General features: G+C 59.9%; 18 protein-coding genes and 1 pseudogene. 15 read left to right on the top strand and 4 right to left on the bottom strand.

Going from position 1 to position 25022, the window contains the following annotated elements; all coding sequences use genetic code 11:
• Nucleotides 1-248: 248 nt before the first annotated feature.
• Nucleotides 249-1439 (bottom strand): annotated as a pseudogene (locus IFT47_RS00320) (polysaccharide deacetylase family protein); the annotation flags it as partial.
• Nucleotides 1440-1622: 183 nt separating this feature from the next.
• On the opposite strand from IFT47_RS00320, the gene yaaA reads away from it, so the two are divergent.
• From yaaA to IFT47_RS00245, 15 genes are all read left to right on the top strand, one after another.
• Nucleotides 1623-2402, top strand: a complete 780-nt coding sequence (gene yaaA / locus IFT47_RS00315; RefSeq protein ID WP_192171831.1) for a peroxide stress protein YaaA — start codon at nt 1623-1625, stop codon at nt 2400-2402.
• Nucleotides 2403-3398: 996 nt separating this feature from the next.
• Nucleotides 3399-4715: a nucleotide sugar dehydrogenase gene (locus tag IFT47_RS00310; protein ID WP_192171832.1), complete on the top strand. Its 1317-nt coding sequence runs from the start codon at nt 3399-3401 to the stop codon at nt 4713-4715.
• Nucleotides 4716-4844: 129 nt separating this feature from the next.
• The gene (alg8, locus tag IFT47_RS00305; RefSeq protein WP_192171833.1) at nt 4845-6326 is read left to right on the top strand and encodes a mannuronan synthase; all 1482 of its coding nucleotides are present in this window, start codon (nt 4845-4847) and stop codon (nt 6324-6326) included.
• 53 nt (nt 6327-6379) lie between these two features.
• On the top strand, nt 6380-7552 hold the full coding sequence (locus tag IFT47_RS00300; protein WP_192171834.1) for a PilZ domain-containing protein: 1173 nt from the start codon (nt 6380-6382) through the stop codon (nt 7550-7552).
• Nucleotides 7553-7554: 2 nt separating this feature from the next.
• Nucleotides 7555-8967: an alginate biosynthesis TPR repeat lipoprotein AlgK gene (gene algK / locus IFT47_RS00295; protein ID WP_133772048.1), complete on the top strand. Its 1413-nt coding sequence runs from the start codon at nt 7555-7557 to the stop codon at nt 8965-8967.
• The gene (locus tag IFT47_RS00290) at nt 8964-10469 is read left to right on the top strand and encodes an alginate export family protein (RefSeq protein ID WP_192171835.1); all 1506 of its coding nucleotides are present in this window, start codon (nt 8964-8966) and stop codon (nt 10467-10469) included. The genes algK and IFT47_RS00290 overlap by 4 nt, the downstream gene beginning before the upstream one ends.
• Nucleotides 10470-10496: 27 nt before the next feature.
• Nucleotides 10497-12131 carry a mannuronan 5-epimerase AlgG gene (gene algG / locus IFT47_RS00285; RefSeq protein ID WP_192171836.1) on the top strand — a complete coding sequence of 545 codons (1635 nt, stop codon included), beginning with the start codon at nt 10497-10499 and terminating at the stop codon, nt 12129-12131.
• Nucleotides 12132-12144: 13 nt separating this feature from the next.
• Nucleotides 12145-13584 carry an alginate O-acetyltransferase gene (locus IFT47_RS00280; protein ID WP_192171837.1) on the top strand — a complete coding sequence of 480 codons (1440 nt, stop codon included), beginning with the start codon at nt 12145-12147 and terminating at the stop codon, nt 13582-13584.
• 7 nt (nt 13585-13591) lie between these two features.
• Entirely contained in the window at nt 13592-14728 is a 1137-nt protein-coding gene (locus IFT47_RS00275; protein ID WP_192171838.1) for a mannuronate-specific alginate lyase, read from the top strand.
• 233 nt (nt 14729-14961) lie between these two features.
• Entirely contained in the window at nt 14962-16524 is a 1563-nt protein-coding gene (locus IFT47_RS00270; RefSeq protein WP_192171839.1) for an MBOAT family O-acyltransferase, read from the top strand.
• A gap of 10 nt (nt 16525-16534) precedes the next feature.
• Nucleotides 16535-17710 carry an alginate O-acetyltransferase gene (locus tag IFT47_RS00265; protein WP_192171840.1) on the top strand — a complete coding sequence of 392 codons (1176 nt, stop codon included), beginning with the start codon at nt 16535-16537 and terminating at the stop codon, nt 17708-17710.
• 33 nt (nt 17711-17743) lie between these two features.
• Nucleotides 17744-18400 carry an alginate O-acetyltransferase AlgF gene (locus IFT47_RS00260; RefSeq protein ID WP_192171895.1) on the top strand — a complete coding sequence of 219 codons (657 nt, stop codon included), beginning with the start codon at nt 17744-17746 and terminating at the stop codon, nt 18398-18400.
• A gap of 203 nt (nt 18401-18603) precedes the next feature.
• Nucleotides 18604-20058 carry a mannose-1-phosphate guanylyltransferase/mannose-6-phosphate isomerase gene (locus tag IFT47_RS00255; protein ID WP_192171841.1) on the top strand — a complete coding sequence of 485 codons (1455 nt, stop codon included), beginning with the start codon at nt 18604-18606 and terminating at the stop codon, nt 20056-20058.
• A gap of 185 nt (nt 20059-20243) precedes the next feature.
• Nucleotides 20244-20708, top strand: a complete 465-nt coding sequence (locus tag IFT47_RS00250; protein WP_192171842.1) for a multidrug transporter — start codon at nt 20244-20246, stop codon at nt 20706-20708.
• Between the two features lie 32 nt (nt 20709-20740).
• Complete coding sequence (locus tag IFT47_RS00245; RefSeq protein ID WP_192171843.1) at nt 20741-21565, top strand: SDR family oxidoreductase; 825 nt, start codon at nt 20741-20743, stop codon at nt 21563-21565.
• 173 nt (nt 21566-21738) lie between these two features.
• Here the strand turns inward: IFT47_RS00245 and IFT47_RS00240 are convergent, their stop codons facing one another.
• Genes IFT47_RS00240 through IFT47_RS00230 form a run of 3 tightly spaced genes read right to left on the bottom strand, consistent with a single transcriptional unit; the run spans nt 21739 to nt 25006 of the window.
• Nucleotides 21739-22602: an efflux RND transporter periplasmic adaptor subunit gene (locus tag IFT47_RS00240; RefSeq protein ID WP_122622548.1), complete on the bottom strand. Its 864-nt coding sequence runs from the start codon at nt 22600-22602 to the stop codon at nt 21739-21741.
• 15 nt (nt 22603-22617) lie between these two features.
• The gene (locus tag IFT47_RS00235; protein ID WP_065991906.1) at nt 22618-22818 is read right to left on the bottom strand and encodes a DUF1656 domain-containing protein; all 201 of its coding nucleotides are present in this window, start codon (nt 22816-22818) and stop codon (nt 22618-22620) included.
• Nucleotides 22808-25006: an FUSC family protein gene (locus IFT47_RS00230; protein WP_192171844.1), complete on the bottom strand. Its 2199-nt coding sequence runs from the start codon at nt 25004-25006 to the stop codon at nt 22808-22810. Before IFT47_RS00230 ends, IFT47_RS00235 begins: the two co-directional genes overlap by 11 nt.
• Nucleotides 25007-25022 lie beyond the last annotated feature (16 nt).

Here is a 25022-nt window from a genome sequence, read left to right as displayed (position 1 = left end):
TGTTGCAGGGTTCGGCGGTCTGTTGTCGTAATACCGCAAAACCGATGACATAAAAACGCGTTTCGGCGCTTTTTGAAGTTTATTTCTCGGGGGGACAATTAGCCCTTGGCGGATGGGTCAGCCGCGTTTAAAGTCGGAAGTCCGGTCCGGGACAAATCCTCAGAAATTTCCCACCTACCCTTTCATTGTTCCCCTTCTTTCACTGGCGGCACCGTCTGCTCAACCGCTGCGCCCGGCTGCTCGGCTGGTTCGTCTGCGGCGTCATCGTCGGGCGTGTCATCGTCCTCATCCGGCGCATCTTCTTCGTCCGCCAGCTGCTGCGGATAGATATGGCAGTCTTCCCACATCACGCCGCTTTGCGCGGTATTGGCCATCAGCCATGGCACCGCCTGCTGCGGCTTGTCCGTGCTGTCATGAAACACAACATTGCCGCGCCGCCAGAGCAGCATCAGCGTGAGCACCCGGTTGGCAGCCTGCTCGGCGCTGATGCGTCCGGTGCTGTCCTGGGAATCAATGTTCCACAGAGAGACTCGCAGCTGCTGGTCGCGGAAGAATGGCGCGCTGTCGGCACGACGATGGCCGTAAGGCGGGCGGAACAGCGGCACGAAATTGTCCGGCAGCAGCTGCTGAACCAGCGCGGCGGTGCGCTCGATGGAGTCTTGCCAGTCGCGCCAGTGGGCGTGGGATCTGAACTCCCAGCCCTGCAGGCCGACGCATTGCTGGCGGTAGAGCGTTTGCAGCGCCTGGGGCGAGGTGCTGTCCAGACGACTTTGCAGGGCCTTGCCCAGCACAAAGAACGTGGCGGTGATCTTCTGTTGGCGCATGAAGTCGGCCAGCCAGTCAGTCGCCCCGTCAGCAACGGTCGGACCACTCTCGAAATTGAGCAGGAAGGTCCTGTCGGGCATTTCTTCGCCGCTGAGTTCGTCGGAGTTGTAGCGCTCGATCTCGCTGCTGGTCTGCGGGAACAAGGCGGCCATGCGCAACAGTTCGTTGAGATAACGCTGGTTGAAGGCATCGGCCGGCGCAGCCCACTTGGCATAGAAGGAGTCATCGGCCACTTTGTATTCGGCGGCGCGCTGACGCAGCATCGGCACGTCGTCAACCAGCACACAGAATGATGCGTCGGCTTCACAGGTTTTTTCGGCGAATGTCCAGTTCTCGAACAGCCGCGTCCATAGCCGTGTGCGGATCAGGTTCACCGTCGGCAGGTTGATCTGCCGCAGGCCCAGACGCGCGCTCAGCTGGGCGTCGCTGAGGTTTTCGCTTTCCAGCAACTGATGGGCGAAGCTGAGAATTTGCGCACGAGACGCCACGTCGAACAGCTGCGGCGTTTCCAGAGCCTCCGGCCAGACTGCGCGATCCAGCATCGCAATATCGCCCGTGGCCGCCTGTGCGTTGAGCCCCAGCAAACAGGCTCCGATCAATAACAGCATGCGCAACACGACGTGCTCCCAATCCTTGATAAAGAGGCCGAAAACCGGCGAGGCACTATAGCGGATTTGCCTTGGGCCAGAATGCCGGATTCCGGCACCGCTGCTGCAGGAGCGCGCCTATCGACACCATAGCTGGAGTGATCCGCACGCAACCCCTAGAATCGCCCGACGATCAAAGGAGACCTGCCCATGCTGATGGTGATTTCCCCAGCCAAAACCCTCGATTTTGAAACACCGCCCACCACCAAGCGCTACACCCAGCCGGAATTTCTGGATCACTCTCAGGAGCTCATCAACCAGCTGCGCGACATGACCCCGGCGCAGATCGGTGAGCTGATGCATCTGTCCGACAAGCTCTCCGGCCTCAATGCCGCCCGCTTTGGCAGCTGGAATCCGGCGTTCACCCCAAAAAACGCCAAACAGGCGCTGCTTGCATTCAAGGGTGACGTGTACACCGGTCTCGACGCCGACACCCTGAGCGGACCCGATCTGACGTACGCCCAAAAGCACCTGCGTATGTTGTCCGGGCTCTATGGATTGCTTCGTCCTCTGGACCTGATGCAACCCTATCGCCTGGAAATGGGCACCAAGCTGGCCAATGCCAGGGGCAAGGACCTTTACGCATTCTGGGGCGACCGCATCAGCGAGTGGCTGAACGAAGCGCTGAAAGAACAAGGCGACGATGTGCTGCTCAACCTGGCGTCGAACGAGTACTTTTCAGCGGTCAAGCGTCCGGCACTGAATGCCCGCGTGATCGAAACCGAGTTCCGCGACCAGAAAAACGGTCAGTACAAGATCATCAGTTTCTACGCCAAGAAAGCCCGGGGCATGATGACTCGCTTCGTGATTTCCGAGCGTATCAGCAAGCCCAAAGACCTGACGCAGTTCGATGCTCACGGCTATCGATACAGCAAAGAGCTGTCCTCACTGGACAAGCTCATCTTCCTGCGCGATGAGCAAGACGCCTGACCTGCACCTACCCGTCCTTCCGCCAGCAAGTATCGCCCGTCTTCAATCGTTGACGGGCGCCGCGACGTCATTCAATCCCACTTCGGTGCACTTCTCAGGACACCTGCCTTGCATTTTTAGTGCGCATCGGTTGGTCCCATCATTCGAATGCGTCTATCCATCCAACCGAAAGTAAAGATTAACAGTGACTCCGTTCGCAAATTCCCACACTTACTTAGTTCATAACCTGCAGTTTGCGCGGACGAACGGTAGTGCTGCCGACTAATTGGCGCCAACTAACAGTCAGAAACTAAGTGCTCTTTTTTTTCTCAAAAATTTAACAACTTTTTTTGCAGATTTCGGCACGTTGATTTGAACGAGTGGCACTCCAGTCTGCACGTCCGCCAAAGCCTTACAAACTAAGGCTCAAACGTTGTTTGGCCCCACGTTGGATCCTGCTGAAAACCGCCTGGTGTTACGAAAAATCTCAAAAAGAGGACGAGCGGCCCGGAACTTATGGGGAATGCCCACGCTCCTACATCCCGTAACAATTCTCGTCCCCCATGTAGGACATCTCTTACATGGCACATGGACAGATCTGGAAGTTGCTTCTCAACGAAGTTAGACCCGTCGGTCAAGTGGTACGTACAAGGAGTCACGCACCAAACTAGTTGAAGTGAATTGAGCTAGCACCATTCGGGTGCCCGCAGTCGTGAATCGGGGCTGATTCATCGGGAGACGGCTAAAAGCCTTGTCCTTGACCGCCTGAGCACGACGCGCAAACCATCCGCTGGAGTGCCTGCCACATCCCAGATCGGGAACCTATATAAATATGTATGGGCTACTCGACACTTTTGATCTGTAACATTCGGGTTTGCCTTTCATATAGGTAACTCACCCCTTAATTCTGCCTGTGCTTGTCACGCGACATTCATTGCCGTGCGTACGAGTGCGCAAAAGTTGTAAGACAGTTTTTATATTCGGCCAACTAATGGCGTAAACATCGAGGAGATTACTATGCGTATCAGCATCTTTGGTTTGGGCTATGTCGGTGCAGTCTGCGCAGGCTGCCTCTCGGCGCGTGGTCATGATGTTGTTGGCGTGGACATCTCCGCCGCCAAGATCGATCTGATCAACAAGGGCAAGTCGCCAATCGTTGAGCCAGGTCTGGGCGAGTTGCTGGAAACCGGCATCAAGACCGGCAAACTGCGCGGCACCACAGACTTCTCCGCCGCCATTCGCGACACTGACCTGTCGATGATCTGCGTCGGCACGCCAAGCAAAAAGAACGGCGATCTGGAGCTGGACTTCATTGAATCGGTCTGCCGCGAAATCGGCTTCGTACTGCGTGACAAGAGCACCCGTCACACCATCGTCGTGCGCAGCACCGTTCTGCCGGGCACCGTCGCAAACGTTGTCATCCCGATCCTCGAAGACTGCTCGGGCAAGAAAGCCGGCGTCGACTTCGGTGTCGCGGTCAACCCTGAATTCCTGCGTGAAAGCACCGCGATTGCCGACTACGACCATCCTCCAATGACCGTTATCGGCGAATTCGACAAGGCGTCCGGTGACGTTCTGCAGTCCCTGTACGAAGAACTCGACGCACCGATCATCCGCAAGGACATCGCCGTTGCCGAAATGATCAAGTACACCTGCAACGTATGGCACGCGACCAAGGTCACCTTCGCCAACGAAATCGGCAACATCGCCAAGGCAGTCGGCGTCGACGGTCGTGAAGTGATGGACGTGGTCTGCCAGGACAAGGCTCTGAACCTGTCGCAGTACTACATGCGCCCAGGCTTCGCGTTCGGCGGTTCCTGCCTGCCGAAAGACGTCCGTGCCCTGACCTACCGCGCCAGCTCTCTGGACGTTGAAGCCCCCCTGCTCAACTCCCTGATGCGCAGCAACGTTTCCCAGGTTCAGAACGCTTTCGACATCGTCGCCGCCAGCGACACTCGCAAAGTCGCCCTGCTGGGTCTGAGCTTCAAGGCCGGTACCGATGACCTGCGCGAAAGCCCACTGGTCGAGCTGGCAGAAATGCTGATCGGTAAAGGCTACGACCTGAGCATCTTCGACAGCAACGTCGAATACGCTCGCGTTCACGGCGCCAACAAAGACTACATCGAGTCCAAGATCCCGCACGTTTCGTCCCTGCTGAACTCGGACTTCGACGCGGTCATCAACAACTCTGACGTGATCATCCTGGGTAACCGCGACGAGCGCTTCCGTGCACTCGCCAACAACGCGCCAGCCGGCAAGCGTGTGATTGACCTGGTGGGCTTCATGAAAGGCACCACCACCGAAAACGGTCAAATCGAAGGTATCTGCTGGTAACACACAGCGAGCTGCAAGCCACGAGCTGCAAGTTTCAGGCTTCATCCCTCCAGTCCCGGGCGTCAGCGCCAGCGACTGGAGGTTTGAAGCTTGCGGCTTGAGGTTGCAACTGACTTAGGGATACACACTATGCAAAGGCTGAAGCACGGCTTCCTCCAGGCCGCAGGTTGGCTGTTTTATCTGACGTTGCTGGCGGCCATAGCCATGGCGCTGCCTGCATCGCTGTTTGACTCGCACTCCAAAGATTTTATTTTCCTGATCGGTATCGTCGGCATCTGGCGTTACTCGATGGGCGCAACGCACTTCGTGCGCGGCATGATTTTCCTGTACATCGTCTACCCGCACCTGCGCCGTAAAGTGCGCAAGCTGGGCAAGGCAGCCGATCCATCCCACGTGTTCCTGATGGTCACCAGCTTTCGTATCGATGCGCTGACCACCGCTCAGGTGTACAGCTCGGTGATTCGCGAAGCCATCAAATGCGGCTTCCCGACCACCATCGTGTGCTCCCTGGTGGAAATGTCCGACGAGCTGCTGGTCAAGGCACTGTGGGCCAAGTACAACCCGCCGGAGCACGTGAAGCTCGACTTCGTGCGCATCGCCGGTACCGGCAAGCGTGACGGCCTGGCGTTCGGTTTCCGCGCCATCTCCCGCCACATGCCGGACGACCGCGCCGTGGTTGCGGTGATCGACGGTGACACCGTTCTGGCTGAAGGCGTGGTGCAGAAAACCGTGCCGTGGTTCCAGCTGTTCGGCAATGTCGGCGGACTGACCACCAACGAGTTCTGTGAAGTCCGCGGCGGCTACATCATGAGCGAGTGGCACAAGCTGCGTTTCGCTCAGCGTCACATCAACATGTGCTCGATGGCGCTGTCCAAGCGCGTGCTGACCATGACCGGCCGTATGTCGGTGTTCCGCGCCACCGTGGTGACGGACCCGGCGTTCATCGCCGACGTGGAAAGCGACTCGCTGCAGCACTGGCGTCTGGGCCGCTTCAAGTTCCTGACCGGCGACGACAAGTCCAGCTGGTTCAGCCTGATGCGCCTGGGCTACGACACGTTCTACGTGCCGGATGCCGCGATCAACACCGTTGAGCACCCGCCGGAAAAAAGCTTCCTGAAGGCCAGCCGCAAGCTGATGTACCGCTGGTACGGCAACAACCTTCGGCAGAACTCCCGTGCATTGGGTCTGGGCGTTGGTCGTCTCGGGGTCTTCACCAGCATCGTGCTGTTCGACCAGCGCGTGTCGATGTGGACATCGATCCTTGGCCTGACCGTGGCGATGCTGGCGAGCCTGAAGTTCGGTATCGAATACCTGCTGGCGTACCTGCTCTGGATTGGCATCACTCGTCTGATCCTGACGCTGCTGCTGTCGTGCAGCGGCCACAAGATCGGGCCGGCCTATCCGATGATTCTCTATTACAACCAGATCGTTGGCGCACTGATGAAGATCTACGTCTTCTTCCGTCTCGACCGACAGTCCTGGACCCGCCAGGACACAAAACTGAGCCGCGACATGGCCAGCTTCCAGGGTTGGTTCAACACCTGGTCGTCGCGGACCATGACTTTCTCGGCTGGCAGCATCTTCGTTGCCGTGCTGCTGACAATGGTCTGACCGGGCCTCTGACCGAAACAATGGATCAACTCGATTAATCAGGAATTACCACCATGAATACAGCCGTGAATGCCAATGTCGTACATGAATCCGAAGCCCAGCGTCAGCACGCACGGGTCAAGATCCCGGCCAAACTGCGACTGCTCAATGGTCAGCCGAACGCCCCGCTGGTGCGTGTCGAAGACCTTTCCGCAGGCGGTCTGAGCTTTGTCGCTCCTGCCAACCTGCGTCCAGCCGTCGGTGAGGTCATCAAGGGTCGTCTGCAGTTCCTGATCGACAACCTCGGTCTGGCCATGGACGTCGACCTGCAGGTGCGCACCATCGATTCGAGCACCGGCCGTGTCGGCTGCCAGTTCCAGAATCTGGAATCGCAAGACATCTCGACTCTGCGTCATCTGATCACTTCGCACCTGTCGGGCGACCTCATCAGCATGGGCGAAGTGCTGGCGACCCTGCAGCGCGATAACTTCACCAAGGCACGCAAATCCAAGGACGGCGGCAGCGGCCTGAGCGCGTTCGGTCGTCTGCGTGCCGTGACCTTCAGCATCGGCATCTTCGCCGTCGGTGTGATTGCGTTCGGCTTCGTCGCCAAATCGGTCTACGGCATGTACTTCGTTAGCCACTCCACGTCGGGCCTGGTCAGCGTGCCGAGCCTGGATGTCACCATGCCACGTGAAGGCACTGTGACCAGTCTGGTCGCCCCTAACGGCAACGTCGCCAAAGGCGCTCCGCTGGCGACCTTCAACACCAGCATGCTGGACATGTTGAAAGGCAACCTGGACCCGGACGAAATGCAGCCGGCCAAGATCGAAGAACTGTTCGGTCGTCAATTGGCCGGTACCATGACCAGCCCTTGCGATTGCGTCGTGGCCAAGCAACTGGTCGCCGACGGTCAATACGCCAGCAAAGGTCAAGTGATCTTCCAGATGGTCCCGCGCAACGTCGCCGCCAATGTCGATGCTCGCTTCACCTATCGTCAGTTCGCCGACGTACAGCCGGGCGCTCGCGTTACCTTCCAGGTCGCTGGCGAAGACGGCGACCACAGCGGCAAGATCGTCAGCGCCACGGCTCTGAGCCCTGCAGACCTGTCTTCCGACATCCGCGTTCAGATCCAGCCTGACGAAGCCATCAACAGCAATCTGGCAGGTCGCCCGGTTGAAGTGGTGAGCACTCGTGGCCCGTCGCTGAACTGGTTGATCGATAAAGCCACGGCGGCAGGTTTCTAAACATGGCTAGCCCACTACGAAGCTTGTCAGCCCCTACATTGTTGAGCCTGGCGATCGCTATCGGTTTGGGCGGCTGTGCCGGCCTGCCCGATCAGCGCCTGGCCAACGAAGCCCTGAAACGCGGCGACACCGCGCTGGCGGAGCAAAACTATCGGCAACTGGCGGACCTGGGCTATAGCGATGCACAGGTCGGCCTCGCGGATATCCAGGTGGGTACCCGCGACCCGGAGCTGATCAAGCAGGCCGAGGCAACGTATCGCGCTGCAGCCGCCACTTCGCCTCGGGCGCAATCGCGCCTGGGCAAGTTGCTGGCGGTCAAGCCGAACTCCACCGAGGCCGAGCAACGTGAAGCCGAAGGTCTGCTGAAGAAGGCCTTCGCCAATGGCGAAGCCGGCACGCTGATTCCGCTGGCGATGCTCTATCTGCAATACCCGCACACGTTCCCGAACGTGAACGCGCAGCAGAAGATCAACGAATGGCGCGCTGGCGGTTACCCGGAAGCGGGTCTGGCCCAGGTGCTGCTGTATCGCACACAGGGCACCTACGACCAGCATCTGGCTGAAGTCGAAAGCATCTGCAAGCAAGCCCTGCGCACCACCGACGTTTGCTACACCGAGCTGGCGACGGTCTACCAGAAGCGTGGCGAAGCCGACAAACAGGCTGCGCTGATCGAGCAGATGCAAAGCGGCTACGCCATGGGCAGCGTGCCTGCCATGCGTGTCGACAGCGTCGCTCGCGTGCTGGCGGATTCGACAATCGGCAAGCCGGACGAAAAGACCGCGCAATCGCTGCTGGAGAAAGTCGCCCCCGGTTACCCCGCTTCGTGGGTCAGCCTGGCGCAGTTGCTCTACGACTTCCCCGAACTGGGCGACGTCAACAAGATGATGGAATACCTGGACAACGGCCGTGCTGCAGATCAACCGCGCGCCGAACTGTTGCTGGGCAAGCTGTATTACGAAGGCAAGCTGGTCTTGCCGGATGCGAAGAAAGCCGAAGAGCACCTGACCAAGGCCGCTGCGACGCAAATCTCCGCGCATTACTACCTGGGTCAGCTGTATCGCCGGGGTTATCTGGGCCATCCAGACCCGCAGAAAGCTGTCGACCAGTTGCTGACCTCCGCACGCGGTGGCCAGAACAGTGCCGACTTCGCCCTCGCGCAGTTGTTCTCGCAAGGCAAAGGTATCAAGCCTGATCCGGTCAACGCATGGGTCTTCGGCCAGCTCGCACTGGCTCAGGGCACGCCGCAAGCGACGGATCTTGCGCAACAACTGAACGAACAATTGCCGCCTGAGAAGCGCGCCCAGGCGCAGAGCCTTCTCCAGCGAGAACAGCAGGTCCGCGGCACAACCGCGCAAAACGCGTTGGCCTTGCAGACACTGCAAGAAGAAAAAGACGGCGGGGACGCACCTCTATGAAGCTTAAGTTGAACCCTCTGATGGCGGCCGGATTCGGTCTGGGCTTCTCCCTGATCTGGGCCACGCCGACACTGGCAGCCCTGACCGACACTCAGAATTTCGGCATCGAAGTCAAAGCGACCGGCCAGATGGAAGACGACCGTGACCTCGGCACCCGCAGCGGTGGCGACGTCAACGGTGTCGGTCTGGATCTGCGTCCGTGGGCCTATGGCGAGTGGGGCAACTGGAGCGGTTACGCGATGGGCCAGGTAGTCACCGCTACCGACACCATTCAGACCGACCCGCTGGATCAGCAGGTCACTGACGCAAACGGTCAGAGCGCCCAGCGTTCGCGCAGCACGTCGAACAGCCGCAAAGTGGATGACAGCTACGCTGCCCTGCGCGAATTCTGGATCGGCTACAGCGGTTTCACGCCTTACCCTGGCGAGATCCTGAAAGTCGGTCGTCAACGTCTGCGCAATGACGACGGTCAGTGGCACGACACCAACATCGAAGCGGTGAACTGGACCTTCGACACCACCCTGCTCAAGGCAGAAGTGGGCGCCGCCCAGCGTTTCAGCGAATACCGCACAGACCTGACCGAGCTGTCGGCACAGGACAAGGATCGCTCGCACCTGTATGGCGACGTGGAATACCAATGGACGCCAGGCCAATGGGCAGGCGTTCGTGCGCACCACAGTCATGACGGCGGCAGCCTGAAACAACAGGGCTCAGCCATCGACGACCTGGACAAGACTTCGCGTGGCGACCTGACCTGGCTGGGTCTGCAGGCCAACAGCGACGCGTACAACTACCGCAACCTGAACACCGTCAACTATTGGGGCAGCCTGACCTGGCTGACCGGTGATCGTGACCGCATCGGCACCACCTACAACGCGGCCGAAGATCAGTACGTGGCCGGTGAGAAGAACAGCGAAAACGTCAACGGCTGGGCCACCGACCTGGGCCTGCGTTTCCGTCTGGACCCGATGTGGCAAGTGGGCGGCGCCTACTCCCGCGCCAGCAAGAACTACGAGCAGAACGGTCTGGAAAGCAACCGCTCGAACTGGACCGGTACCCGCTCGCGCGTGCATCGCTTCGGTGAAGCGTTCCAGGGCGAAATGGCCAACGTAGAGTCGGGCTCGCTGTTCGCGTCCTGGCAGATGCAGGACGAGTACGACGCCTCGCTGATCTACCACAAGTTCCGTCGCGTCGACGGTCATTCGGGCATCGGCGGCGCGGGCATCAACCCTGCTCAGGAAAATGTCGATGACGATGGCGTCAGCACATTTGCCTCGCTGCCCCTCGAAGACGGCCGCAAGGACCTGGGCCAGGAAATGGACCTCGTCGTCACCAAGTACTTCAAGCAAGGCCTGCTGCCTGCTGCGGTAAGCCAGTCGTTCGACGAACCGTCGGCGCTGATTCGTCTGCGTGCAGGCGTGTTCAAACCGGGCGATGCGTACCACAGCGGTGTAGACGATTACATGCACCGCGCCATCGTCGACGTCATCTGGCGCTTCTGATGCAAGCCGCGATAGGAGTGCAATGAGATGAACAGTCAAGCAAGCAGATTGCGTCACCGGGCATGGCCCTATGCCCTGCTGGAAAGCGCTGTGCTGACCAGCGCCTTGCTGCTCGCCAGCACTGCGGCCATGGCCAACAGCCCGCTGCCGGTTCCCGCCCCTGCGGCGCATCCGGCGGATGGCAAGGATGTGCTGGTCAAAGGCCTGCATCAGGCCAAGACCTACTCCATCAGCAGTCCGCCCATTGAGCCGCTGTTGATGGACAAACCAAAACTGCCTGACCTCTCGGGTTACACCCAGCAGGCCATGCAGAAGAAGATCGTGCGCAGCAAGCCGGGCAAGGTTGCGATCAAACGCATGATGCAGGAAGACTCGCTGAAAGAATTCATCGGCGGTGACAACAAGATGGCCGAATGGGTGGCCCGTCAGCACGGCATCCCCCAGGCGATCTTCATCGAAGATGGCTACATGACCCTGCAGGAGCTGGCGAAGAAGGTGCCTAAACAGTACCTGAGCGAAACCTCGCCGGGCGTTTTTCTGGCGCGTCTGCCGATCGTTGTCGGCAAGAACGGCATCTTTGAAGTCGACAAGAAAACCACCGAGCTGCGCCTGTCTCAGGATGCCGGTGCGTTTCTGGTCAACGACAACCTGCTGTTCATGTCCGACACCAAGCTGACCGGCTGGAGCGAGAAGTCCAACGGCCCGTCGACGTTCAAGGCGCCGAAGGAATTCCGCCCGTTCCTGCTGTCCTGGGGTGGCACCCAGACCTACATGTTCAACACCAAAGTGGCGAGCCTGGGTTACAACAACAGCAAGTCGTACGGCGTCAGTATTTCCCAGTACACACCGAACATGAAGGCGCAGATGAACCGCGCCGAGCCAACCGGCTGGATCGTCAATTCTGACTTCTCGGACATGTGGTACGGCTTCTACTGCTATGAAACCCGCGACTTCGTGGTCAAGGGCAGCACCTACCACGACAACATCATCTACGGCATCGACCCCCATGACCGTTCCCACGGTCTGATCATTGCCGAGAACACGGTGTACGGGACCAAGAAAAAGCACGGGATCATCGTCTCCCGTGAGGTGAACGACAGCTTCATCATCAACAACAAGAGCTACGACAACCACCTGTCCGGCATCGTCCTTGACCGTAACAGCGTGAACAACCTGGTGGCGTACAACGAGATCTACCGCAACCACACCGACGGCATCACCTTGTATGAGAGTGCCGACAACCTGCTGTGGGGCAATCGTGTGTTCGCCAACAAGCGTCACGGCATCCGGGTTCGCAACAGCACCAACATCAAGCTGTACGAAAACCTGGCCATCGGTAACGGTTTGATGGGCGTCTACGGCCACATCAAAGACCTGTCGGACACTGACCGCGACATCAAGCTCGACCCGTTCGATGCCGAAGTCTCGCTGATCATGGTCGGCGGCGAACTGACCTCCAACGGTTCAGGCCCGCTGTCCATCGACTCGCCTCTGAGCGTCGAGCTGTACAAAGTCTCGATGCTCGCACCGACCAAAGCCAGCGGGATCAGCTTCAACGGTGTACTGGGCGACCGTCAGGACGAAATCCTCGATCTGCTGGTGCGCCAACAGAAAGCCGTGTTGATCGACCCGGTCGAAAGCCAGAAACAACTCCGGGACTGAGGAAGATATTTCTATGCACGCACATTTGATCAAACTGCTCAGCCTCTCGGGCCTGACCGCTGCACTGTTCGCCGCCAGCAATGGCGCGTATGCAGCGGACACTACAGCCCCGACCTTCACGGCCGAGCCTTGCTGCAGTCTGTGCCCTGAAGCGCACGACGAAAAAAACTACGTCAGCCGCTACCAGCAGAACTTCACCACGCTGGTTCAGGCCCAGGGCGACTGGTTGTTCCGGACCCGCGAAGATCTGCGCACCGAATTCGACACCACGCCTGAAGGCTATCGCCGCATGCAAATGCTGCACGACGCATTCAAGAGCAAGGGTGTAGAGCTGGTCGTCGTGTATCAGCCAACCCGCGGGCTGGTGGATCGCAACAAGCTGTTCCCGGCCGAGCGCGACAAGTTCGACTACAACACCGCGCTGCGTAACTACCAGGCCATGCTCGGTCGTTTCGCGAAGATGGGCTACACCGTGCCGGACCTGTCGCCGTTGACCAACGAGCAACAGGCCCATGATTTTTACTTCCGCGGTGACCAGCACTGGACGCCGTATGGCGCCCAGCGCACAGCAAAAATCGTTGCTGATTCCGTGAAGAAGATGCAGGCCTTCGCCGGTGTTCCACGCCGTGAGTTCGAGACCCACCTGTCAGGTCGCATGGGCAAGAAGGGCACTCTTCACAACATGGCCGGTCAATTGTGCGGCACGAGTTACGCCATCCAGTACATGGACCAGTTCGAGACGGAACCCAAAGGCGAAGCAGCCGACGGCGACCTGTTTGGTGACTCCGGCAATCCGGAGATCACGCTGGTCGGTACCAGTCACAGCGGCAAGAACTACAACTTTGCCGGCTTTTTGCAGGAATATATTGGTGCTGATGTGCTGAACGTCGCCTTCCCGGGCGGCGGCCTTGAAGGTTCGATGCTGCAGTACCTGGGCAGCGAAGACTTCCAGAAACACCCACCGAAGATTCTCATCTGGGAATTCTCGCCGCTTTACCGCCTGGATCAGGAGACCATCTATCGCCAGATGATGTCGCTGCTGGACAACGGCTGTGAAGGCAAACCGGCAATCATGAGCACCAGCACCACCCTCAAACCAGGGATCAACGAGTTGCTGGTCAACGGCAAAAACGGCATCAAGGATGTGCGCAACGGCAGTAATCAGATCGACATCAAGTTCGCCGACAACTCGGTGAAAACCCTTCAGGCGCGCCTCTGGTACATGAACGGTCGCCACGAAGACTTGAAGATCGAGAAACCTGAAACATCTGAAACCGACGGGCGCTTCTCCTTCGAACTGCGCGATGACAAAGACTGGGCTGACCAGCAATTGCTCGCACTGGAAGTGCAGGGTCCGGAAGCGGGCGCTGCGCCACAGCAGGTCGAAGCGAAAGTATGCAAACGCAACGTGTTCCCGAATGTCGCGCATCAAACCGCGCAAGCCGGGTTATGAGGCTCTTATGCACACTCCAAAACTGATGCTCCCTACCCTTCTGTCGCTGGCAATGATGTCCTCGGCACTGTTCGCCACCGGCGCCAGCGCTGCGTCGACACTCGTGCCGCCGCAGGGCTATTACGAAGGTGTCGAGAAATTCAAGACGGGCCAGGGCAAGTTCAGCTGTGACTCCATTCCGCAGCCCTACACCGGTCCGTTGCAGTTTCGCAGCAAATACGAAGGCTCGGACAAAGCCCGCGCGACGCTGAATATGGTCTCCGATCAGGCTTTTCGTGATGCGACCAAAGACATCACCACCATGGAGCGCGCCACCAGCAAGGTGGTGATGCAGTACATGCGTGACGGTCGCCCGGAACAGCTCGATTGCGCGCTGAACATGCTGACCACCTGGGCCAAGGCCGATGCGCTGGAGTCCACCGACTTCAACCACACCGGCAAGTCGATGCGCAAATGGGCATTGGGCAGCATGTCGTCCGCCTATCTGCGCCTGAAGTTCTCCGAGTCTCATCCTCTGGCCACCCGCCAGCAGGAATCGCAGGTGATTGAGGCCTGGTTCAGCAAACTGGCGGACCACGTCGTCAGCGACTGGAACAATCTGCCGCTCGACAAGACTAACAACCACTCCTACTGGGCCGCCTGGGCCGTGATGTCCACGGCAGTCGCGACCAATCGCCAAGACCTGTTTGACTGGGCAGTGAAGGAATTCAAGATCGGCGCCAATCAGGTTGACCCGCAAGGTTTCCTGCCGAACGAGCTCAAGCGCAAACAGCGTGCGCTGGCGTACCACAACTACGCACTTCCGCCTCTGGCCATGATCGCGAGTTTCGCCCAGGCCAACGGTGTCGATTTGCGTCAGGAAAACAACGGTGCGCTCAAGCGTCTGGGTGATCGCGTGCTGGCTGGCGTGAAGAACTCCGGCAGCGAATTCGCCGCCCGCGATGGCGAAAAGCAGGACATGACGGACCTGAAGACCGACATGAAATTCGCCTGGCTGGAACCGTACTGCTCGCTGTATGACTGCGGCCCGGACGTACTTGAACAGAAACACAAGATGCAACCGTTCAAGAACTTCCGCCTCGGCGGCGACCTGACCCGCACTTATGACCCGACCCATGAAAAGGGTGACAAGGGCGGTTCGTAAGAGCAAAGGCTCCAGCAGTGTTCGCCTTGGTGTGATCCACAGCGAACCCACTGTAGGCGTGAGCTTGATCGCGATAGCGATGTATCAGTCAGAGCGGCATCAACCGGACTGACGTATCGCGAGCAAGCTCACTCCTGCGGGGAGTCGGCGGATGCATGTTTCACCCCTCCATTTTTCGTGGGGGGTTTGGGGGGGCTTCGGCCTTTGAAGTTGGACAAATGGAGAGATAAAGGATGGTTTTCTCATCCAACGTGTTCCTGTTCCTGTTCTTGCCGGTGTTTCTCGGCTTGTACTACCTGAGCGGGCAACGCTATCGCAACCTGCTGCTGCTGGTCGCCAGCTACGTGTTTTACGCGTGGTGGCGAGTGGACTTTCTGGCGCTGTTCGCAGGTGTGACGCTGTGGAACTACTGGATCGGCCTGCGCGTAGGCGCCGCCGGGGTCAGAACCAAACCGGCTCAGCGTTGGCTGCTGCTCGGCGTGGTGGTCGACCTGGGCATCCTTGGCTATTTCAAGTACGCCAACTTCGGCGTGGACAGCATTAACGCGATGATGACGTCGATCGGCCTTGAGCCCTTCATCCTGACCCACGTGTTGCTGCCGATCGGTATCTCGTTCTACATCTTCGAGTCCATCAGCTACATCATTGACGTCTACCGTGGCGACACACCGGCGACGCGAAATCTCATCGACTTTGCAGCGTTCGTGGCGATCTTCCCGCACCTGATCGCAGGGCCGGTTCTGCGGTTCCGCGACCTGGTCGATCAGTTCAACAACCGCACGCACACCCTCGACAAGTTCTCTGAGGGCTGCACGCGGTTCATGCAGGGTTTCATCAAGAAGGTATTCATTGCCGACACGCTGGCAGTGGTCGCAGATCATTGCTTCGCCCTGCAGAACCCGACCACGGGTGACGCATGGCTCGGCGCGCTGGCGTATACCGCGCAGCTGTACTTCGACTTCTCCGGCTACAGCGACATGGCCATCGGCCTGGGCCTGATGATGGGTTTCCGCTTCATGGAAAACTTCAAACAGCCCTACATCAGCCAGTCGATCACCGAGTTCTGGCGCCGCTGGCATATCAGCCTGTCGACCTGGCTGCGTGACTATCTGTACATCACGCTGGGCGGCAACCGTGGCGGCAAGGTGGCGACCTACCGCAACCTGTTTCTGACCATGCTGCTGGGTGGTCTGTGGCACGGCGCCAACATCACGTACATCGTCTGGGGTGCCTGGCACGGTGTGTGGCTGGCGATCGAAAAAGCCATCGGCCTGAACACCGCGCCGCGCACCTTCAACGTCGTTCGCTGGGCGTTCACCTTCCTGCTGGTGGTCATGGGCTGGGTCATCTTCCGCTCGGAAAACCTGCACGTTGCCGCTCGTATGTACGGCGCCATGTTCAGCTTCAGCGATCTCGGCCTGTCGGAACTCAACCGCGCCAGCCTCACCGGCCTGCAAGTAGCGACCCTGGTTGTGGCTTACATCACCCTCGCCTTCTTCGGCCTGCGTGATTTCTACCGCAACCGTGCACCGGGCAAGCCGACCGACAAGCCCGTGCAGGCCGATGGCCCTGCCGCTGCCGAGCCCGGCCTGATCAAGGCCGTGCCGGGCGACAAACCGGGCAGCATCCATCAACCGGGTTACATCGTCGGCACCGAAGCGCAGGTTCAGCCTGCCTACTGGACCGTCGACTGGTCGCGCTATGTCATGCGCGCCCTGATCCTGCTGATGTTCGTTGCATCGATCCTAAAACTCTCGGCGGCCAGTTTCTCGCCGTTCCTTTACTTCCAGTTCTGAGGAGCCTGACATGACCCGTTCATTACGTTTCCTCTACATCTTCCTGTTCCTGGCGATTCTGCTGGTGCTGGGCCTGTGGTCGCTGCGCAGCTTCATCGGTTTCTCGACGTCGAAGGAGACCACCGTGCTCAATGGTCACTGGACCAAGGCGGTAGAAACCCACTACGACGAAGAATTCCCGATCAAGCGTCTGGGCACCAACCTCTGGGCAGCGCTGGACTACAAGGTGTTCAACGAAGGTCGTCCGGGCGTGATCCTGGGCAAGGACCAGTGGTTGTACACCGACGAAGAATTCGACGCCGTTGCCAACGGCGAGCAGAACGAAGCAGACAACCTGGCGATCATCCAGGGCGTTCGTGACACCCTAAAAAAGCAAGGCACGCAGCTGGTGCTGGCGATCATTCCGGCCAAGACGCGTCTGTATCCGGAGCACGTCGGTGACAACAAACCGGCCACGCTGCACACCGATCTGTATCAGCAGTTCCACGCTCAGGTGAATCAGGCCGGCATCCTCGCCCCTGATCTGCTCGCGCCGCTGCAAAGCGCCAAAGAGAAGGGCCAAGTGTTCCTGCGCACCGACACTCACTGGACGCCGATGGGTGCGGAAATCGTTGCCCAGCAGTTGGGTGACGTGATCAGCAAGCAGCTGCCGCTGAACGTTGAACCGCAGAACTTCGTCACTGAAGCCAAGACGACCGAACCCTACAAGGGCGATCTGACCAACTTCCTGCCGCTGGATCCGCTGTTCAGCAACCTGCTGCCCAAGCCGGACGACCTGCAACAGCGCAGCACCAACCCGGCTGAAGCTGGCGCCGAAAGTGATGACGCCCTGTTCGCTGACAATTCGGTTGCGGTCGGCCTGGTTGGCACCAGCTACAGCGCCAACCCGAACTGGAACTTCGCCGGTGCGCTGAAACAGGCTCTGCACGCAGACGTCGTGAATTACGCCGAAGACGGCCATGGCCCGATCCTGCCGATGCTCAAGTACCTGCAGACCGACGCCTTCAAAAGCAGCCCCCCGCAGGTGCTGATCTGGGAATTCCCGGAACGCTACCTGCCCGCTCACAACGACCTGACCGAGTTCGACCCACAGTGGATCGCTGAACTCAAAAAGGCCCGTGACCCCCAACAGAATCTGGCGGACAACGCCAACAACTCCAAGTCGCCCACCCGGGCGCAAAACTGAGAGGACTCTTTGACTATGACTTCGCAGAACCAAATGCCAGTTCGTTCGAGCAAAACCAACCTGCTGAAAACCTGCGTGCTGGCCGCGAGCCTGGGCTTCGTATCCCTTTCCGCATTCGCCGGTGGCGACGCCGCGCTGTATGGCCCGACCGCACCAAAAGGCTCGACCTTCGTGCGTGTTTACAACGCCAGCAGCAGCGAAATCTCCGCCAGCGTCGGCAACACCAGCCTCAACGAAATCGGCCCATTGGCCAGCAGTGACTTCGGCTTCATGCCTCAGGGCGACTACACCGCCAAAGTCGGCAGCCAGTCCCTGCCGGTGAAACTGGCCAGCGACCACTACTACACCATCGTCAACAACACTTCGGGTGCGCCGCAGCTGGTTGAAGAGCCTCCGTTCAAGAACAAGCAGAAGTCCCTGGTTCGCGTACAGAACCTGAGTGACAAGTCACTGACCCTGAAAACCGCTGACGGCAAGACCGACGTGGTCAAGGCTGTGTCTGCCAAGGGCACCGGCGAGCGTGAAATCAACCCGGTCAAAGTCAGCTTCGCGCTGTTCGACGGCGACAAGAAAGTGGCTGACCTGAAGCCGGTTGCACTGGAGCGCGGTGAAGCCGCCGTTCTCTACGTCACCGGCAGCGGCAGCAGCCTGTCGCCAATCTGGGTCAAGCGCCCGACGGGCACTCAGTAAGCGTTGAATCTGGCCGAGAGGCCGCCGGCAGCGCGCGTGATCAACCGCGCGCTGCCACGGATTTACGGAATTAAGCGTTCGGCGTCAGGCACTGCGGAGCAAGCAGACAGCCAAGAGGACGCCGGGCGATGCAAGACAAAAACCAGAAAGACCGAAAAGACCTACAGCCCATTCGAACGATTTTTGCTTAACGGAGAAACAAAATGATTCCAGTGATCTTGTCAGGTGGTAGCGGTTCCCGACTCTGGCCTCTTTCGCGTAAACAGTTTCCTAAACAGTTCCTGGCGCTGACCGGCGAACACACTCTGTTCCAACAGACCGTCGAGCGCCTGCAATTCGACGGCATGCAGCACCCTGTCGTGGTGTGCAACAAGGATCACCGCTTCATCGTCACCGAGCAGCTCAATGCACTGGGTCTGGAAACTCAGGCCGTGATCATGGAACCGTTTGGTCGCAACACTGCGCCTGCCGTTGCCATCACCGCGATGATGCTGGCCAACGAAGGTCGTGACGAGTTGATGCTGGTGCTGCCAGCCGACCACGTGATCGACGATCAGAAAGCCCTGCAACGTGCGCTGGCCCTGGCCACCGTTGCTGCAGAGCGTGGCGAAATGGTGCTGTTCGGTATCCCGGCGACCAAGCCTGAAACCGGCTACGGCTACATCAAGTCCACCGCCGACGCCCTGCTGCCGGAAGGCGTCAGCCGCGTGCAGCACTTCGTTGAGAAGCCTGATGAACAACGCGCCCAGGAATTCGTCCAGGCCGGCGGTTACTACTGGAACAGCGGCATGTTCCTGTTCCGCGCCAGCCGTTACCTGGAAGAGCTGAAAAAGCACGATCCGGATATCTACGACAACTGCCTGCTGACCCTCGAGCGCAGCAAGCAGGACGGCGACAGCATCTCCCTGGACGAGGCGAGCTTCGCCTGCTGCCCGGACAACTCCATCGACTACGCCGTCATGGAAAAAACCCAGCGCGCCTGCGTGGTTCCACTGGATGCGGGCTGGAGCGATGTCGGCTGCTGGTCGTCCCTGTGGGACGTGAGCGCCAAAGATGAAAACGGCAACGTTGCCAAAGGCGATGTCGTGATCCAGGACAGCCGCAACTGCATGATTCAGGGCAACGGCAAACTGGTGACCGTGATCGGCCTGGACAACGTCGTTGTCGTCGAAACCAAAGACGCCATGATGATCGTCCACAAAGACAAGGTTCAGGGCGTCAAGCAACTGGTCAACACGCTCAATGAGCAAGGCCGCAGCGAAACCCAGAACCACCTCGAAGTCTATCGCCCGTGGGGCTCGTACGACTCCGTGGACATGGGCGGCCGTTTCCAGGTCAAGCGCATTTCCGTCAAGCCGGGCGCCAGCCTGTCGCTGCAGATGCATCACCACCGCGCTGAACACTGGATCGTTGTATCGGGTACCGCTCAGGTCACCTGCGACGACAACGTGTTCCTGCTGACCGAGAACCAGTCGACCTACATCCCGATCGCCTCGGTTCACCGCCTGCGCAACCCGGGCAAAATCCCGTTGGAAATCATCGAAGTCCAATCGGGCAGCTACCTGGGCGAAGACGACATCGAACGTTTCGAAGACGTCTACGGCCGCTCCACCCCTGGCATCGAAGCCGGCGTGAAGACCCAGACCATCGCGCGTTAATACCGCTTCACCGAGTAGTACTAGCCCCCGTCAATCCTCTGCGTATTCCCCATCCGCAGAGGGTTTTCGGGGGCTTTTTTGTGGGCTTTCATACCTGTGCGACCTTGAATCAGACGAACCACCATTAGCCCAATCCCCTCCCCTTTCGGTACGATGACCGCATCTGCAATCGCGAGATCGACACGATGATTTTCGGCGCCGTACTCCTGTTCACCTGGCTGGTCCTGCTCCTGCGCTATCCCTCCAAAGCGCTGCCCGTTTCTCTGGCGGCGGCAGTCGGGCTGGGTGTCGTGGCGGCGTTTGTGGTCTGGGAGGACCGCCGCGATGAGCAGCGCCTTGAGCGCCTGCAGATGCGCGTGAACTATGCGCCGCAGCAATGCCCGACGGGCCGCCCGTTGCTGGTGCTGATCGATAACGGCAATAAGGTCTCGCTTACCGAACTGCGCTGGAAGATCGCGGCCTACGCGCCGGGCGATACCGTCAATCTGGCCGAGGACACCTACACCGCGCCGCGTTATCGCGGGCCGGGCGATTTGCTGCCCGGCAGTCAGTGGCAAGATTGCTTGCCGATGCCGCCGCTGCGTCCGGGTTATCGGCCGCAGACCCTGGAGTTTCGCGCCGAACGCCTGCAAGGCACGTTCTCCGGCTGAGCGCCGCCTTCTCTTTTTTCAAGGACTGAACCATGTCTATGGTGTTGATCACCGGTTGTTCCAGCGGCATCGGCCGCGCCATGGCGGATGCCTTCAAAGCGGCAGGCCATGAGGTCTGGACGACGGCACGCAAGCCGGCCGATGTGGAAGCACTGACCGCTGCAGGTTTTCGTGCCGTGGCCTTGGACGTCAATGACAGCGCAGCGATTGATCTGCTGGTCTGCGAGCTTGATCAACAGGGCAAAGGGCTCGATGTGCTGGTCAACAACGCAGGCTACGGTGGCATTGGCCCGCTGCTGGATGGCGGTGTCGAGGCCATGCGCAGACAGTTCGAAACCAATGTGTTTTCCGTGGTCGGGGTGACGCGCGCGCTGTTTCCAATGCTGCGTCGCAACAAGGGGTTGGTGGTGAACATCGGCAGCGTTTCGGGCGTGCTGGTGACGCCGTTCGCGGGGGCATATTGCGCTTCAAAGGCCGCTGTCCATGCCATGACCGACGCTTTACGCATGGAGCTGGCGCCTTTCGGCATCCGGGTGATGGAAGTCCAGCCGGGCGCCATCGACACTCATTTCGCGCAAAATGCCAGCCATGAGGCCGAGCAAGTGATTCATCAGGATTCGCCGTGGTGGCCGTGGCGTGAAGGCATCCGCGCGAGGGCCAATGCGTCCCAGGGCAATCCGACACCCGCCGCCGATTTCGCCCGCGACGTGCTCAACGCCGTGCAACGCAGCCATCCACCGCGTTTGCTGCGATCCGGCAATGGCAGCCGCGCGCTGCCGCTCATGGAGCGCTTGCTGCCCAAGGTCTTGCTGGAGTGGATTCTGAGCAAACGCTTCAAGCTGGATAAGCGCCATTGACGGCCACCGCAGATGAACCTGCGGTCATGGAACTCGTGGGAGCGAGCTTGCTCGCGAAGAGGGCGGAACATCCGCTACATCTTTAGCGCCTGAAACGCCGTCTTCGTGAGCAAGCTCACTCCCACAGAAGCTCAATCATTCAGGGAGATACCCGTCATACCTTGCCCTCTGCGTTACGGCTCGACTACGGGATTCACAATCACCGTGCAGGTGATCCCCGCCGCCAGCACCACCCCTTCCGGCACGTGATCCAGGTGAATGCGCACGGGCACGCGCTGGGCCAGTCGTACCCAGTTGAACGTCGGGTTGACGTCGGCGATCAGCTCGCGGCTCTCCGGATTGTCGCGGTCGTAGATGGCGCGGGCGATGCTCTCGACGTGGCCCTTCATGACTTCACCGCTCATCAACTGCATGTCCGCCGGATCGCCGATCCTGACGTGGGGCAGTTTGGTTTCTTCGAAGAAGCCGTAGACCCAGAACGAATTCCTGTCGACCACGGCCATCTTCGCTTCGCCGATGCGCGCGTAGTCGCCGCGATGCACGTTGAGGTTGGTGACGTAGCCGTCCACCGCCGCCAGCACTTTGGTGCGTTGCAGGTTCAACTGCGCGGCTTCGAGCTGGGCGACCGCCAACTGATAATCCGCCTGGGCGGAGGTGGCGACGTTGCTGGCGTCTTCGCGGCTCTCGGCGGAGATCACCAGGGCGTCCATGTCCTTGCGCCGATTGGCGTTGACCTTGCGCATCTCCCACGTCGCCTTGCGTGACGCCACCATGGCCTCGGCCTGCTTCACCGCCAGCTGATAGTGCTCAGGGTCGATCTGCATCAGCAGGTCGCCTTTTTTGACCGGCTGGTTGTCCTTCACCGGCACATCGATCACCACGCCGCTGACATCGGCAGCGACGTTGATCACGTCGGCGCGCACCCGGCCGTCGCGGGTCCACGGCGTGTCCATGTAATGAATCCACAGCAGCCGGCCGATCCAGATGGCCAGGGCCAGAATCAACAAAGTCGCGATCAGACTGAAGAGCTTTTTCATCTCAACCAACGTGCCTCAACGGTAAACAGTGAGCGCCATGGCGCCGAAAATGCAGCTGAACAGGCTCAGACGCAGCAGCGCCGGATGCCAGAAAAAACGGTACAGGTCGAGCCCGGACATAAAGCGGTCCAGCGCCCAGGAAAGCACCATCGCGACCAGAAACATGACGGTCACGGTCGGCATGTAAACGCCGTGGAAGGCGAGTTCACGAGGCATTGAGTTGTCCTTGGGGCGAGGCCACAGACGCCTGCTCTGACGCAGCGCCTGCCAGCGGCGATTGCGGGTCCAGCAGGCAGGTGCGGATGAAGTGCAGGTAGCTTTTCACCCGGCGCAACGCCGAGGTGTCGAAGTGCGGCGCGAAGGGCTCGTCGGTGTTCTGCACGCAGACGATGGCGTGATCGACGGCCGACAGGCTGCGCGCCAGGTTGTGGCGATCAGGCTGGATGAACAGGCGAATCAGCGAGCGGCCCATGGCGCGGATCGCCTGCCGCCAAGGTTGCGATTCGGCGTAACTCGGGTGCACCGGCAGAATGTCCTGCTCGCGGCGCAACTCGATGATCGCGTGGCCAATCTCGAGCACCACGAACATCCAGCGCAGCAAATTGCGTTGCACTTCCGGTTTGCCGGCGGCCAGGCCATAGGCCTGATGCATCAGGTCGCGGGTGCGGCTTTCGAAGCTGGAACGGATTCCGCGCAGCGGCGCGCTGATGGCGAAACTGACTTGCTGACGCAGATTGCCTTCCAGCCGCTGCCACAGCCAGCGACTGTTCGGCGGCAGAATGATCGCCCCCGCCGCCGCGCACAGCAGCATGCCGAGGACCATGGCGATGTAGTCATTGATGAACGCGTACGGGTTGTAGACCGTGAGGTTGTCCGGAGCCGAACCGATGCTGAAGAAAATCAGGAGCCCCAGCCCATATCCCACCCACTGCGGCCGCGTGGTCAGGAACGTGCCGAGCACGAACACCGGCGCCAGCACCATGCACAGCAGGGGAAAACCGTCGATGCGCGGCAGCACGAAAAAGGTGATGAAAAAACCCAGCACCGCCCCCAGAAACGTCCCGCACGCCATCTGAAACGACATGCGCCTCGGGTTCGGTGTGGTAGCAGAAAGCGCCACCGTGGCGGCGGATACCAGGGTCATCGACGCACCGCTCGGCCAGGCCGTCGCCACCCAATACACCGACATGACCGCGAGAATAAAGGTCGCGCGCACGCCGGAGGCCAGCGAAGACAGCCAACTGGTGGTGGAGACGAAGGGCTCGACCCACTTCTCCCGCGCATGGCGGTGATCGGCCAGGGACGCGTGGGTCTGGGCGTAGTCGTGCATGTCATCGACGAAGCGATACAGCAATTCGTAAGCGGTATGGAAATCCAGCAGGTCATCGTCGCCGGGCTCGGTCTTGACGAACTGGGCGCGCAGGCTGCGCACGTGCTCGGGCAAGTCGGCCTTGTACACGCTCAACCGATTGGCGAGCAGCGCGGCGTCGGCGTTGGTCAGCGCGCGACCGGCGAAAGGCTCCAGCAATCCAGTCAGCGCAGTCAGGCCGGGCTCGATGGCCTGAACGGCCGGTGTCACACCGCGTCGACGCAAGCGTTCCAGCAATTGATGCAGGGCGTTGAAGCGCGTGGTGATGGTCATGAATTCGCTGTTCAGGCGATTCAATCGGCCGTTGCGACGGCGCATGTGCGGGTCTTCGAACACCGTGACCGCGCGCAGGCCTTCGAGTCCCACGGCATCGGCGATGAAGCGCACGTTGTTGGCCTCGAACGACGCCGGATCGCTCTCGCCGCGCAGGCCGGTGATGACGAACTGGGCGAAGGTGCCAAAGCGCTGATACAAGGTGTTGCGCATCGCCGCGCCGGCGCTTTGCGGCAGGATTGCAGCGCTGACCAAAGTGGAGCAGACGATGCCAAGGGAAATTTCCAGCACCCGCCACATGGCGGCCATAAATGAGGTATCGGGGTGAGCGAGCGCGGGCAGCCCAGTCATTGCGGCGGTGTAGCCGGCCAGCACAAAACCATAGGCGCGAAAGTTGCGATAGCGCGCGGCCCCGGCGCAGCAGAAGCCGACCCAGATCGCCAGACTGCCGAGGAACAGCTCGCTGTTTTGCGCGAACAGCGCCATCAACGTGACCATCACTACTGACCCGGCGAGCGTGCCGAGCAAGCGGTAGAAACTCTTGGCAAACACCTGACCGCTCTGCGGCTGCATCACGATGAACACGGTGATCATGGCCGTACGCGGCTGCGGCAGTTCCAGGCGCATGGCGATCCAGTACGTCAAGAATGCCGCGATCAGCACCTTGGCGATGTAGATCCACGTCACGCCATCGCTGCGCGCCCAGTCATTGAGGCCGCGACGCCATTCGAGGGATTTGAGCCAGTTAAAAGCGGCGCTCATCGCCAGGCCCTGCCGG

Origin of the sequence: Pseudomonas sp. CFBP 13711 (genome assembly GCF_014842265.1) — a bacterium.
Lineage (GTDB): Bacteria > Pseudomonadota > Gammaproteobacteria > Pseudomonadales > Pseudomonadaceae > Aquipseudomonas.
This window is presented reverse-complemented; position numbering and strand designations above follow the sequence as displayed.

Excerpts from the sequence above, each read along its gene's own strand:
- yaaA (WP_192171831.1), top strand. The coding sequence starts at position 1,623 with ATGCTGATGGTGATTTCCCCAGCCAAAACCCTCGATTTTGAAACACCG.
- IFT47_RS00310 (WP_192171832.1), top strand. The coding sequence starts at position 3,399 with ATGCGTATCAGCATCTTTGGTTTGGGCTATGTCGGTGCAGTCTGCGCA.
- alg8 (WP_192171833.1), top strand. The coding sequence starts at position 4,845 with ATGCAAAGGCTGAAGCACGGCTTCCTCCAGGCCGCAGGTTGGCTGTTT.
- IFT47_RS00300 (WP_192171834.1), top strand. The coding sequence starts at position 6,380 with ATGAATACAGCCGTGAATGCCAATGTCGTACATGAATCCGAAGCCCAG.
- algK (WP_133772048.1), top strand. The coding sequence starts at position 7,555 with ATGGCTAGCCCACTACGAAGCTTGTCAGCCCCTACATTGTTGAGCCTG.
- IFT47_RS00290 (WP_192171835.1), top strand. The coding sequence starts at position 8,964 with ATGAAGCTTAAGTTGAACCCTCTGATGGCGGCCGGATTCGGTCTGGGC.
- algG (WP_192171836.1), top strand. The coding sequence starts at position 10,497 with ATGAACAGTCAAGCAAGCAGATTGCGTCACCGGGCATGGCCCTATGCC.
- IFT47_RS00280 (WP_192171837.1), top strand. The coding sequence starts at position 12,145 with ATGCACGCACATTTGATCAAACTGCTCAGCCTCTCGGGCCTGACCGCT.
- IFT47_RS00275 (WP_192171838.1), top strand. The coding sequence starts at position 13,592 with ATGCACACTCCAAAACTGATGCTCCCTACCCTTCTGTCGCTGGCAATG.
- IFT47_RS00270 (WP_192171839.1), top strand. The coding sequence starts at position 14,962 with ATGGTTTTCTCATCCAACGTGTTCCTGTTCCTGTTCTTGCCGGTGTTT.
- IFT47_RS00265 (WP_192171840.1), top strand. The coding sequence starts at position 16,535 with ATGACCCGTTCATTACGTTTCCTCTACATCTTCCTGTTCCTGGCGATT.
- IFT47_RS00260 (WP_192171895.1), top strand. The coding sequence starts at position 17,744 with ATGCCAGTTCGTTCGAGCAAAACCAACCTGCTGAAAACCTGCGTGCTG.
- IFT47_RS00255 (WP_192171841.1), top strand. The coding sequence starts at position 18,604 with ATGATTCCAGTGATCTTGTCAGGTGGTAGCGGTTCCCGACTCTGGCCT.
- IFT47_RS00250 (WP_192171842.1), top strand. The coding sequence starts at position 20,244 with ATGATTTTCGGCGCCGTACTCCTGTTCACCTGGCTGGTCCTGCTCCTG.
- IFT47_RS00245 (WP_192171843.1), top strand. The coding sequence starts at position 20,741 with ATGTCTATGGTGTTGATCACCGGTTGTTCCAGCGGCATCGGCCGCGCC.
- IFT47_RS00240 (WP_122622548.1), bottom strand. The coding sequence starts at position 22,602 with ATGAAAAAGCTCTTCAGTCTGATCGCGACTTTGTTGATTCTGGCCCTG.
- IFT47_RS00235 (WP_065991906.1), bottom strand. The coding sequence starts at position 22,818 with ATGCCTCGTGAACTCGCCTTCCACGGCGTTTACATGCCGACCGTGACC.
- IFT47_RS00230 (WP_192171844.1), bottom strand. The coding sequence starts at position 25,006 with ATGAGCGCCGCTTTTAACTGGCTCAAATCCCTCGAATGGCGTCGCGGC.